General features: G+C 64.6%; 10 protein-coding genes. 5 read left to right on the top strand and 5 right to left on the bottom strand.

The features are described 5' to 3' along the window. Positions 1–45 precede the first annotated feature (45 nt). The 3 genes from WDO72_05520 to WDO72_05510 are packed head-to-tail and all read right to left on the bottom strand — an operon-like array spanning position 46 to position 1,539. Positions 46–690 carry an aquaporin gene (locus WDO72_05520; GenBank protein MEJ0085117.1) on the bottom strand — a complete coding sequence of 215 codons (645 nt, stop codon included), beginning with the start codon at positions 688–690 and terminating at the stop codon, positions 46–48. Next, the gene (locus WDO72_05515; protein ID MEJ0085116.1) at positions 690–1,205 is read right to left on the bottom strand and encodes an arsenate reductase ArsC; all 516 of its coding nucleotides are present in this window, start codon (positions 1,203–1,205) and stop codon (positions 690–692) included. Before WDO72_05515 ends, WDO72_05520 begins: the two co-directional genes overlap by 1 nt. A 13-nt stretch (positions 1,206–1,218) precedes the next feature. Continuing rightward, positions 1,219–1,539: a helix-turn-helix domain-containing protein gene (locus WDO72_05510; protein MEJ0085115.1), complete on the bottom strand. Its 321-nt coding sequence runs from the start codon at positions 1,537–1,539 to the stop codon at positions 1,219–1,221. 90 nt (positions 1,540–1,629) lie between these two features. On the opposite strand from WDO72_05510, the gene WDO72_05505 reads away from it, so the two are divergent. Beyond that, the gene (locus WDO72_05505) at positions 1,630–3,009 is read left to right on the top strand and encodes a tryptophanase (protein MEJ0085114.1); all 1,380 of its coding nucleotides are present in this window, start codon (positions 1,630–1,632) and stop codon (positions 3,007–3,009) included. A gap of 65 nt (positions 3,010–3,074) precedes the next feature. Here the strand turns inward: WDO72_05505 and WDO72_05500 are convergent, their stop codons facing one another. Continuing rightward, positions 3,075–4,421 carry a serine hydrolase gene (locus WDO72_05500; protein ID MEJ0085113.1) on the bottom strand — a complete coding sequence of 449 codons (1,347 nt, stop codon included), beginning with the start codon at positions 4,419–4,421 and terminating at the stop codon, positions 3,075–3,077. Positions 4,422–4,524: 103 nt separating this feature from the next. Between WDO72_05500 and WDO72_05495 the strand changes: the two genes are divergently transcribed. From WDO72_05495 to WDO72_05480, 4 genes are all read left to right on the top strand, one after another. Continuing rightward, on the top strand, positions 4,525–6,426 hold the full coding sequence (locus WDO72_05495) for a TonB-dependent receptor (protein ID MEJ0085112.1): 1,902 nt from the start codon (positions 4,525–4,527) through the stop codon (positions 6,424–6,426). Between the two features lie 123 nt (positions 6,427–6,549). Beyond that, on the top strand, positions 6,550–6,939 hold the full coding sequence (locus tag WDO72_05490) for a VOC family protein (GenBank protein ID MEJ0085111.1): 390 nt from the start codon (positions 6,550–6,552) through the stop codon (positions 6,937–6,939). Between the two features lie 76 nt (positions 6,940–7,015). Beyond that, positions 7,016–7,885 carry a D-alanyl-D-alanine endopeptidase gene (pbpG, locus tag WDO72_05485; GenBank protein MEJ0085110.1) on the top strand — a complete coding sequence of 290 codons (870 nt, stop codon included), beginning with the start codon at positions 7,016–7,018 and terminating at the stop codon, positions 7,883–7,885. A gap of 130 nt (positions 7,886–8,015) precedes the next feature. Next, complete coding sequence (locus WDO72_05480; protein MEJ0085109.1) at positions 8,016–11,507, top strand: M12 family metallo-peptidase; 3,492 nt, start codon at positions 8,016–8,018, stop codon at positions 11,505–11,507. Here the strand turns inward: WDO72_05480 and WDO72_05475 are convergent. Then, on the bottom strand, positions 11,504–12,670 hold the full coding sequence (locus WDO72_05475) for a benzoate/H(+) symporter BenE family transporter (protein MEJ0085108.1): 1,167 nt from the start codon (positions 12,668–12,670) through the stop codon (positions 11,504–11,506). The genes WDO72_05480 and WDO72_05475 overlap by 4 nt on opposite strands. Between the last annotated feature and the right edge of the window lie 23 nt (positions 12,671–12,693).

Raw genomic sequence — 12,693 nt, 5'->3', positions numbered from 1 at the left:
TTCACCGGTTGGTCGAACGGCTGGCGGCCCGTTCGACATGCGTCATCATCTTTTATCGGTGAAGGCGCGCAACAGCAGCACACCCGTCAACGCGCCCGCAACCTGCGCGGCGATGAAACCTGGGACATCCACGGGACGGATGCCCGCGAATGTATCGCTCAGCGCGCGAGCGATGGTGATGGCCGGATTGGCGAACGAGGTCGAAGCGGTGAACCAATAGGCGGCGCCTATCCACAGCGACACCTGCCAGGCAGCTTCCCGGATCGATTCGGCCCGGGAAGCAATGAACACGAGGCCGGCGGTGGCGACGAACTCGGAGAGCCACTGGCCCGCGCCGGTTCGAGCGTGGCCGGACGCCGCCACGAGAGGCAGCTCGAACATTGCGTTGGCGAGGATCGCACCGGCGCAGCACCCGACGATTTGCGCGAGCACGTACCGCGCCGCCGCGCGCGCCTCGATTCGGCGCGTGAACCATGCGACGCCGCTGATCAAAGGATTGAAGTGCGCGCCGCTGACGGGACCGAACAGCATGATGAGCACGGCCAAACCCGCCACCGTCGCCAGCGTGTTCGCCAGCAGCGCCACCGCGCCGTTCCCGCCTGACAGGCGCTCGGCCATGATTCCGGAACCGACGACGCAGGCCGTGAGCAGCAGGCTGCCCAGCGCCTCGCCGAGCACCCTGCGAAACATCAGGCGAGGGCGTCGGTAGTTTGGTCTGTGCCGATGGCCCGCAATCGTTCCTGCAGCTTCGCCCGATCGAGCGCACGGATCGGAAGACTCGTGAAGGTCTTGATGCGGCTCTCGAGCTCGCGAAAAGCCTGACGGAATGCGAGCCATCGTTCGGTCTCGGATCCTTCGATGGCCGCCGGATCGGCAACGCCCCAATGGGCCGTCATCGGCTGGCCGGGCCAGACGGGACACATCTCTCCCGCGGCGTTGTCGCAGACGGTGAATACGAAGTCGAGCGTCGGAGCGCCGGGCCGCGCGAATTCTTCCCAGCTCTTGGAGCGCATTCCGGCAGTGGACATGTTCATCTGCCGCAGTAGTTCGAGTGCGATGGGATGCACCTTTCCCTTCGGTGAGCTGCCGGCGCTGAAGCCGGCAAACTTGCCACGGCCCCAGTGCGTCACCAGGGCTTCGGCCAGGATGCTGCGTGCGGAGTTGCCCGTACACAGGAACAGGACGTTGAAGGGCCGATCGGTCATCGTGGTCTCCGGCTCAGGCAGCGGATTTTTTACGAACGCAGCTCTGGCCGCTCGCCGCGCAACACTTGTCGGTGAGATACCCCACGAGCTCGTTCATCGCCGTGTAGTCCGCGCTGTAGATCAGTTGCCGGCTGGCGCGCACCTGCGAGATGAGCCCGGCACGGTGCAAGGACTGCAGGTGAAACGTGAGAGAGGAGGGCACGAGGCCGACGCGCTCCGCGATCGCCCCCGCAGAAATTCCCGCCGGACCCTGTTCGACCAGCAGGCGATAGATCGCCAGGCGGTGCGTGTGAGCGAGCGCAGCGAGTGCATCGACGACCTGGCCGGTTTTCATGCGGCGTACGATAGTACGACTATTATCAAAATGTCAAAGGTCCGAACGTCGAGCCGGTACTATCGCGGCCAATCCAATTCGGCACTCCCCATGAAAACCATCATCGAACCGTTTCGCATCAAGTCGGTCGAGCCCATCCGCATGACCACTCTCGCACAGCGCCAGCAGATCCTGCGCGCGGCGCACTACAACCTGTTCGCCGTGCGCTCGCAGGACGTCATCATCGATCTGCTCACCGATTCCGGCACCAGCGCGATGAGCGCCGAGCAATGGGCCGCGTTGATGCGCGGCGATGAGTCGTACGCCGGGTCGCCGTCGTTCGAACGATTCGAAGAGGCGGTACGCGAGCTGATGCCCTTCAAACACGTGATTCCCACGCACCAGGGCCGCGCGGCGGAGGCGATCCTGTTTTCCATCGTCGGCGGCGCGGGGCGGAAGATTCCTTCCAACACGCACTTCGACACCACGCGCGGCAACATCGAGGCCAGCGGCGCGCAGGCATTCGACTTGCTGATCGAGGAGGGCAAGAGCCCGTCGAACCTGCACCCGTTCAAGGGGAACATGGACCTCTCGAAGCTCGAGACCTTTCTCGCGGTGAACGGCGCGCAGGTTCCGTGCGTGATGATCACCGTGACCAACAACGCCGGCGGCGGCCAGCCCGTGAGCCTGGCCAACATCAAGGCGGTCAGCGAGATCGCGCATCGCCACGGCAAGCCGTTTTACATCGACGGCTGCCGTTTCGCCGAGAACGCCTGGTTCATCAAGTCGCGCGAACCCGGGCAGGCGGCGCGCTCGATCCCCGACATCGTGCGCGACATGTTTTCCGCGGCGGACGGCATGACGATGTCCGCCAAGAAGGATGCCTTCGCCAACATCGGCGGCTGGCTGGCCGTGAACGACGACGAGCTGGCGCGCAACGCCAAGAACCGGCTGATCCTCACGGAAGGCTTCACGAGTTACGGCGGCCTGGCCGGGCGCGACCTGGAAGCGATCGCGCAGGGCCTCAAGGAAATCGTCGACGAGGACTATCTACAGTACCGCGTGCGTGCCAACACCTACATCGGCGAGCGGCTGACCGCGGCGGGTATCCCGATCGTGCTGCCGGTGGGAGGCCATGCGGTGTTCATCGATGCCGGTTCGTTGCTGCCGCATATTCCAGCGCTTCAGTACCCGGGCCAGGCGTTGGCCGTAGCGCTATATGAAGCGGGCGGCATCCGCAGCTGCGAGATCGGCACGGTGATGTTCGGCCGGCAAGTGGACGGCAGCGAGAAACCCGCGGCGATGGAGCTGGTGCGACTCGCGATCCCGCGCCGCGTGTATACGCAGTCCCATGCGGACTACCTCGTGGAAGTCATCCTCGACGTGGCCGCCCGCAAGGATTCGCTCCCGGGAATGAAGATCGTCTGGGAACCGCCAGCGCTGCGCCACTTCACCGCCAAGTTCGAAATGGGGACACTCCCCATTTCCTAGCAAAAGGGGACATGCCTCAATTCCCACGCCGACGCGATGCGGCTCTCGCGCGCGGCCGGCCGGCCTCACTCCTTCTTCAGCGCCTTCCCGTTGAATGCTCCCTGGTGCAGGACCAGGTGCGTCACCGCGCCGCTGTCGTCGCGGCCGAACTCGATACGTGCATCGATGCGCTTCGAGAAGAAGTGGTCCTTCGACTCCGCGTACAGCACGTCGGTCGATTGCCCGGTCGGTGAGATCGTGAGCTGACCGTCTTTCACTGCCATGACGAAGTCGAACCCCGGCCTCATCTCGTAGCTGCCGACGTACTGCTTCAGCACCTCGGGCGGCAGCTGCACTTCCTTGCGTTCGCTCGGCAACACCACGGCTTCGCCGTGCACGAGTGCGCCGATCGTGTCGACGATCTGGTCGGCGCCATTGCCGTTGATGTTCGACAACGCCACCACGGTGACCTTGTCGGCTGGGTAATACGCGAGCTTCGAGTTGAAGCCGTTGATGCCTCCGTTGTGTTCGATCACGCGCTGTCCCGCGCGACTACTTATGACGAGACCGAAGGCGTACTCGTTCTTCGCCGGCGTCGTCAGCTTCTGCAGCGACGCGGCCGACAGCAGCTTGTTGCCGAACAGCGCCTGCTCCCAACGCAGCAGGTCCGTGACAGTGGAGTACAGCCCGCCTGCGGCAAACGGCACGGTCATGTCAAGCGGCTGGGCAACTTCGGGTCCGCTCGAGCCGCGTGCATACCCCTGAGCGAGATTCGGGATCGGCGGATTGCTCGTCTCGTAGCCCGAATCTTTCATCTCCAATGGTTTGAAGATGTTTTCATCGAGAAACTTCGCGTACGGCATGCCGCTGGCCTTCTCGACGATGTACCCGAGCAGCACATACCCCGAATTCGAATAGCGCATTTCCGTGCCCGGCGCGAAATCTAGCGGCTTGCCGCGGAAGCGGTCGATGAGCTGCTGCGGTGTATTTGGCTGGCGCGAGAACTCGGCGTACTCCGGAAACGACGTGAAGTTGGGGATGCCCGAAGTGTGCGTGAGCAGGTGCGCGACCGTGATCTGGTTCCACGCGGCGGGCGCGTCGGGCAGATACTTTTTCACGAGATCAGTGGTGGAAAGTTTTCCGCGTTGCTCGAGCACCAGGATCGCCGCGGCCGTGAACTGCTTGGTGAGCGAGCCAATACGAAACCGCGTCTCCAGCGTGTTCGGCGCCGTCTTCCCGACGTTCGCAGCGCCATAAGCGTTGCTGAAGACGATCTGGCCATCGCGGGCGACCAGCACAGTGCCCATGAAGGCGCCGGCCTTCACGTATTCCTGCACCACCTGATCGATGCGCGCGGAGCTGTCGGGAGTCTGAGCGGCGAAAGAAGTCGCGGCGATCAGGATGATCGCGAGCATGACGAGAGTGCGTTTCATGCCGTCATGATAAGCCGAGTGCTCCTTAGGGGCGAGTAGTGAGACGCAGTGCACACTCGGAGGCTTTGCAAAGACACCGTCGAAAGTGAACACTCGCGGGCGAATGATTTCACAGCGTATGCCGGGCCTGTTGTTCGCTCTCGCAGCCGTCGGCCTCGGCGCGGCCACGGCGGCCGAGGGCGCTCCGAACATCGACGCGTTGAAGACCCTGAGCCTCGACGACCTTTCGAATCTCGAAGTGACTTCGGTTTCGAAGCGTCCGCAGAAGCTCAGCGAAACCGCCGCCGCCATCGACGTCATCACCCAGAGCGACATCCACCGCTCCGGCGCCACGAGCGTGCCGGAGGCGCTGCGGCTGGCGGGCAATCTCGAGCTGGCGCAGATCAACGCGGCGCAGTGGATGATCAGCGCGCGCGGTTTCAATGCGCCGCTCAGCAACAAGATGCTGGTGCTGATCGACGGGCGCACGGTGTACACGCCGCTGTTCTCCGGCGTCTTCTGGGAAGTGCAGGACGTGCTGCTCGAGGACATCGAGCGCATCGAGGTCATCAGCGGCCCCGGCGCGACGGTGTGGGGCGCGAATGCCGTCAACGGCGTCATCAACATCATGACGAAAACCGCGCGCGACACGCAGGGCCTGTATCTCGAAGCGGGCGGTGGCGACCGGCTCACCGAGGGCGCGGTGCGTTACGGCGGCGCGATCTCCGAAAACACCCACTTCCGTGCGTACGGGAAATACTCGAGTTTCGACAGCACGCTACTCGCCAGCGGCGCCGACCCGGGCAACGACATGGACCACGCCCAGGGCGGCTTCCGGCTCGATAGCGAGACCTCCGGCGGCGATCTGCTGACCCTGCAAGGCGACTTCTACAAAAACACCATCGACGTGCCGCCCCAGGAAATCGTCTCGCATGGTGCGAACGTGCTCGGGCGCTGGTCGCGCAAGTTGTCCGACGACTCGGATTTCAAGCTGCAGGTCTATGTGGATCGCACGGACGGCGATTCACCGGGTTCCTACAAGGACCAGACCACCACGTACGACGTGGATTTTCAGCACCAACTCGGTGTGGGCGCGCGGCACAACATCGTCTGGGGCGCGGGTTATCGGCAGGTGCGTGACGATTTCACCTCGCGTGCCATCGGCCTGCGGCCAGAGCGCGTGTCGCTCGAAACGTTCAGCGCGTTCGTGCAGGACGAGATCGCGCTGGTGCCGGACAAGCTGCACCTGACGGTCGGAACGAAGCTCGAGAACAACGACTACACCGGCAATGAGTGGCAGCCGGGCGTGCGCCTGGCATGGCAGCTGCGCGACAAACAGTTGTTGTGGTCGGCCGTTTCGCGCGCCGTGCGCACGCCGTCGCGCGTCGACCGCAACTACTACATCCCGCCGATTTCGGTTGGCAGCCCCGATCTGCAGTCGGAGACACTGATCGCCTACGAAGTGGGTTATCGCGTGCAGCCGCACGAACGCGTGTCCGTATCGCTCGCCGGCTACTACAACGACTACGACGACATTCGCAGCGTCGAGCCGGAAAACCCGCCCGCACCGCTGCCGCTGGTGTTTCTCAACGGCCAGAAAGGCGAGGGCTACGGCGCCGAGCTGAACCTGGACTATCGCGTCACCGATGCGTGGCGCCTGCGCGCGAGTGTTTCGGAACTGCGCCTCGATATCCGCCCGAAGCCGGGCAGTCTCGACAACACGTTCGGTCTTGCCGAAGCGGCAGACTCCAAACATCACGCGCTGCTGCGCTCGTCGCTGGATCTGCCGCGCAATCTGCAGCTCGACGCCACGCTGCGTTACGTCAGCCGCATAGAGAATGCGACCGTGGCGGTGCCCGGCTACACCGAGCTCGATCTGCGCCTCGCGTGGCTCGTGACCGACCAATGGGAACTCGCCATCGTCGGCCAGAATCTGCTGCACGACCGCCACCCCGAAGTCGGCGTGGAAGCATCCCGCCAGGAACTCGAGCGCACCGCCTACGCCAAAATTTCCTGGCGTCTCTAGATAGGGACACACTTCGGTTTCTCTCCGTAGGAGGCACCCCACGCGAGTGCCGGTCGCCCTGCGACAGACGTCGAATTGCACGCGGTTCAGCATCGACGACTTCGCCATGAGAGGAAATCGCCCATGCTCGACCACACCGGCATCGTCGTCACCGATCTACCCAAGGCCCGCGCCTTCTACGACGCGGTCGCCAAAGCGCTCGGGCTCGGCATCACGCAGCCTCACAAGGATTTCTTCTTGTTAGGCCGTGGCCCGGGTGAAATTCCCTACCTGTGGATCGGCACGTTGCGTCCGTCGTACTGGATCGAAGGCTCGCGCGCGGGCATCAACCAGATGCACGTCGCGTTCGCGGCGAAGGATCACGCGACGGTCGACGAGTTCCACCGCGCGGCGCTGGCCGCCGGCGGCCGCGACAACGGCAAGCCCGGCCCGCGCCAAGGCGGCGACAAGTACTACGGCGCTTTCGTCCTCGACCCGGACGGCAACAACATCGAGGCCGTCGCCCGCAACTGATCGGAGCAGTGCACACCGCCGGACTTCGGCATACCATCGCGGGCAATCAGGGAACTTCGATCGGAAGGATTGCGCGATGCGCCGAAGCACGGCCGTTTTCGCGAGCTTGCTCGCAGCGTTTTCGATGGCGTCGGGATTTTCGGCGAGCGCCGCTGACAAAAAGACCCCAGGGCCCGGTGTAAAATCCGCCGCTGCGCTGGTGGTCGACGCGAAAAGCGGCGAGGTGATCTTCGAACACGATGCTGGCGTCGTCACGCCCATCGCCTCCGTCACCAAGCTCATGACCGCACTCGTCGTGTTCGACGCGCAGCAGTCCCTCGACGAAGTCATCAAGATCACCGCCGACGACCGCTGGAAAGGCAAGGGCGCGTTCTCGCATCTGCCGAACGGCACGAAGCTCACGCGGCGCGATCTGCTGCGCCTCGCGCTGATGGCGTCCGAGAACCTCGCCGCACGCGTGCTGGCGCGCAACTATCCGGGCGGCATCCCCGCGTTCGTCAAGACGATGAACCTGAAGGCAAAGGTGCTCGGCATGACGCACACGCACTTCGCCGATCCGTCCGGGCTTTCCAGCCTCAACACCTCGACCGCGCGCGACCTGGTGAAGCTCGTCAACGCCGCCGCGCGCCAGGCCGAGATCAAGGAGTTCTCGACGCTGCATTCGCACGAAGTGCGCGCGGGCAAGAGCATGCTGATGTATCGCAACACGAATCTGCTGATCGGCAAGGATGACTGGACCATCCTCGTGCAGAAGACGGGTTTTACCAACGATGCCGGCCAATGCCTGGTGATGCAGACCATCCTCGACGACCGTGTCGTCGACATGGTGTTCCTGAATTCCTTCGGCAAGCTGACGCGCACCGCAGACGCCCGGCGCATTCGCAAGTGGATGGCGGCACAGAAGGCGCCGGAACTGGCGGGCGGCAGCGAGCTCGCGAAGAAGTAGCCGCGCTCGATTCCGTACCGGCTGTGGATAGGGGCCAACTCCTCTGAAACTGTAGTTTGTTCAAGCCCGCCGGATAGCCGTATGATCCGGTGCAAACGAAAACATCGCCGGCAGGCGGGAAGGGGCCGAAATGCGAGCAGTCTTCGCCATCGCGGTTGGGTTAATGTCATGGGTGGTTTCCCCGGGCGTCGCGCGCGCCGCATCGCAGATGCAGATCAAGTTCGCCGAGCCCGTGACGCTGCCTGCGGCCGAAGGCAAAACCCAGTTCGATGCCTATGGACGGCGGTTCGCACTGACACTCGAAAGCAATGCCCGGCTGCTCAAGGCCATTCCGGCCGCGCGCAAGGCAAGTTTTGCCCAGACGCGCGTTCTGCGCGGAAAACTCGACGAGGTGCCGGGCTCGTGGGTGCGGTTGACGCGTGTCGGCACGCGTCTCGAAGGCGCGATCTGGGACGGTAACGACGTCTACGTCGTTGCCAGTTACGGCAGCATCGCCGGCAAACTCACGACGCCTTTCGCGGCGGCGGCGGACCAGACGGTTGTCTACCGCCTCTCGGATACGCTGAACGGGTTGCCGCCGGAATTTTGCGGCCTCGTGGATGGGGGCGGCACGGCCGCTGCCGCCGGAGATTCGGGGCTGCAGCAGTACAAGGGTTTCGTGGCACAGCTGCGCGCCAATGCCGCGACGGCCGCCGTCAACGAAGCACTCGACATATCGTTGATCGCGGACAAGGCCTTTCAGAATTCAGCCGGCGCCGATGCAACCGCGGCGATGCTCGCGCGACTGAACGTCGTCGACGGAATTTTTGCCGAGCAGGTCGGCGTGCTGCTCCTGCCAACCGAGCTGCGTCTCGCGCCCTCGAGTCCCGACCCGTTTACCGCGACAGAAGCCGGCACGCTGCTCGAACAGCTCGCGGACTATCGCGAGTCGATACCGGCGGTGCGCGCGGCGGGTCTCGCACACCTGATGACCGGCAAGAACCTCGATGGCGACACCATCGGCATCGCGTTCGTCGATTCGCTTTGCAAGGCGCACGAGGGCGTGTCGCTGAGCGATTCCGAGCAGGGAGCGTTCTACTCCGCACTCGTCATGGCGCACGAGATCGGCCACAACTTCGGCGCGCGTCACGATGGCGTCGAAGGTGTTTGCGCGAGCACGCCGCAGAACTGGCTCATGTCGCCCACGCTGAACGGCAGCACGGAGTTTTCCGCGTGCAGTTTGAGTTCGATGGCGGCCTCGATCGCTGCCGCCCGCGGCATCTGCATCGGCTCGGCGAACTACGTGGACGTCGCGCTCGTACTGCCGCCCTCACCGTACGAGACGCAAACGACCGGCACATTCTCGCTGCCCATGACGCTGCGTTCGATCGGCAATCGCATCGGCACCCATGTCGAGCTCGAAGTCACATTTCCCTCTTGGTATTCGTTGACTGGCGCGACGCTCGCGGGCGCGAACTGCAGTGTCGCAAGCGGCGTGATCACCTGCGCGCTCGCCGATGTCGCCGTCGGCGAAGAACGGGCGCTGGATTTGCGCGTCACCGGAAGTACGGTCGGCAGTTTTTCCGTTCAGGCGGTGCTCACCGTCGAGGACGATTTCGTCACGGGCAATAACTCGGGTCTCGTGCTGGTGGGGCTCCAGTCGGGTGTGGACCTCGGAGTGACGATCACCCCGAGCGTTTCGACGGCGTTTGTAAACGACGTAGTCGACTACACCGTCGACGTCTTGTCCCGCGGAACGCAGGACTCGCACGGCGGCCGGGTCTTGATCAACCTCGGCGGCATACCGATCGAGTCGTTCAACGGTGGGCCCCACACCTGCGTCATCGAAGTGTCTTCTGACGGGATACTGAATTGCCAGCTCGCCGACATCGCCGTCGGGACATCGACGCGCATCACGCTGCGCGGCCGCGCGAACATCGCCCGCATCGCGAACGGGAGCGCGACTCTGAACGTGCCTAACGATTCGAACGCCGGCAACGACCAAGCCAGGGCTCGCGTCGACGTGAGCGCGGAGCGCGAAGTGCGCATCAGCGTCTCCACCGAAGAGCTGCGCGCCGTCATCGGTACCTCGTACGAGCTTACGTACACACTGGACGTGGTCGGCCGGCTTCCCTCGCAGAATGCGCGCTTCTTGCTGCAACTGCCGTATCAGGGTGTGGTCGAGTCCGTGACGACACCGTCGATCACCTGCGCACCAGTGCCGGACTTCATCGCCTGCGACTTCGGCACGCTGAATCCGGGCGACGTCCGAACCGTCGTGGTGCGGTTCCACATGATCGCTGACGCCACGTCGACCCTCTATGCAAGCGCGCGCTGGGCCAACGGAGCGGACATCGCGTATTCGGGCGTGTTCACCTGGGTGTATGCGAGCCTCGCCGTCGACGTCGCCGCGGTCGTGGGGAATTCCTTCGGAGTTGTAGAAGGCGCGATCGCAAGCTCCGCGTTCCAGGTCGTAAGCGAGGGCGTGAATCCGGCCCAGAACGTGACCGCGACCATCGAACTCGCGGCACCTCTGCGCCTGTTGACTCTCGGGTTCAACAATGGCCCCTCGGGGTGGACGTGTGCGCTGCTCACGTCGCAGCGCGGGCGCTGCACCGGATCATTTCCTGGCGGCGCTCTGTCAAACCAGATAAGCGCCACCATGGGCTTCACCTTCGTCTCCGACACGGCCGTCGACGGGGACGCGACGATCACAGTGACCGCCACCGACGACGGTGATCCGACCAACAATGTCGCGCACGCCACGCTGCAAGTGCGGCCCATCGTGGATATCGGAATAAGCGGGCCCCTCGCGGCACGAATGCTGCTGACCGGCCAAACTACTACCGTCGATGCCACCATCACCACCGGCAGGAATCCGGTGGTGGGAGCCAGGTTGGTTCCGGGTGTAGCCGATGCCTCGGTGGCGCTCGATTCCCTGAGCATCGGCGGCGTGGATTGCCCGCAGGCGCAGATCGGCATGCCGTGCGAGCTCGGAACCCTGCCCGCGAATTCCGTGATCCCCGTCAGGGCCGTGTTCCGCGCCGTCACCGGCGGGAGAAACACGATTTCTGTGCTCGACGTCTACCCGGATCGCGATTCAAATCAGCTCAACAACAGCCTCGTGGTAACCATCCTCACGGCCGACGCGACCGACATCCAGCTGTCGGTCGCACAGACCAGCGTGACCGCGAACAACGGTGCCGCGCTGCGTTTTCCGCTGATCACGATAACCAACGGTGCCGCGCTCTCGCTCGACATCACCGTGGATATCCCGTTGCCGCCGTTCGTCACGGTGAACGCCATATCGTCAAGCGAAATCCTGTGCAGCGGCACCACGACCCTGCAATGCACGTTGCTCTCCCTCTCACCGAACACCTCGCGCAACATCGACATCGCCATGACCGCGACGGCGACCGGCACTTTCACTAGCAATGTCGTGCTGCGCGGCTTCAACGATTCAACGCCCGGCAACAACGCTGTCTCCGCGGTTTTCACCGTGAACGCAGCGCCGTCTTCCGGAGGCGGTGGTGGTGGAAGTGCCGGCGGCAGCGGAGGAGGGGGCGGCGGCCGCATCGAGTGGCTGCTTCTCGTCCTGCTAACCACCCTCGCGATGCGCCGCGGGAAATCGGCGCGCGGCTAGCGGCTGGGCCAGATCTTCTTCGCCGCCAGCGCGAGGAACCCGATCATCAGGCCCCAGAACGCCGAGCCGAGCCCGAACAGCGCGAGCCCCGAGCCGGTGGCGAGGAAGGTCAGGATCGCGGCGTCGCGCTCGTCTTTCACCGCCAGCATGTTCTCGAGGCCGCTCATCAGCGCCGGGATCAGCGCGAGCCCGGTGAGCACCGCGATCACCGCATGCGGCAGCGCCAGGAACAGCCGCACCAGCGCGGGCGCGAAGATCGCCAGCAGTAGATAGAGGCTAGCGTAGATCACCGCGACCATCCAGCGCTTCGTGCGGTCGGGATGCGCGTCGTCGCTCGTGACCAGCGCCGCGGTGATCGCGGCGAGGTTGACCGCGTGTGCGCCGAACGGCGCGAGCACCAGCGACAACGTGCCGGTGCTTACGATCAGCGGCCCCGCCTTCGGTTCGTATCCGGCATTGCGCAACACCATCAATCCCGGCAGGTTTTGCGATACCAGCGTCACCAGGAACAGCGGCAAGGCGAGGCCGATGATCGTGCGCCATTCGCCCGCGGGCATGGTGGGCAGCAATTGGCCGAACACCGCTCCGGGCGGCAGCGCCCCGGCGTCGCCGCGGATCAGCGTGATCGCGATCGCGGTGACCAGCACGAGCAGCAGCGCGTACAGCGGTACGCGCCGCCGCGCGACGATGAAGACGCCCACCAGCAAGGCGACGAGCAGCCAGTCTTCGGCTGCGAGGCGGAAGGCCGTGAGGCAGAACGGCAGCAGGACGCCGCCGAGCATGGCCGACGCGACGGAGCTCGGGATGCGCGCCGCGAGCCGGCCTAGTGCTGGCACCAGGCCTAACACGATCATCAGCAGTGCAGCGACCAGGAAGATGGCGATGGCGGTGGGCCAAGTCGTGCCGGGTGGGGAGGCCGCCAGCAGCGCCGCGCCGGGTGTGGACCAGGCGAGCACGATCGGGATGCGCATCTTGAGCGACAACGCGGCGCCACCGACAGCGAAGCCGAGACAGAGCGCGGTCACGGCCGATCCTGTTTGCTCGACCGTCGCGCCGAGCGTGCGGAACGCCTGGACCAGCAATGCGATCGTCCCGCCGAAGCCGACGACGGTGGCGATCAGCGCGGAGGACCACGAATGCAGCGGCGGAAGTTGTTTGAGCATGGGCCGTAGAGTGCCAGAGTTGA

Source organism: Pseudomonadota bacterium (assembly GCA_037200975.1).
In the GTDB taxonomy this organism is placed as follows: domain Bacteria; phylum Pseudomonadota; class Gammaproteobacteria; order Steroidobacterales; family Steroidobacteraceae; genus CADEED01.
Note: the sequence above shows the minus strand (reverse complement) of the source record. Positions and strands in the feature narration are given on the sequence as shown.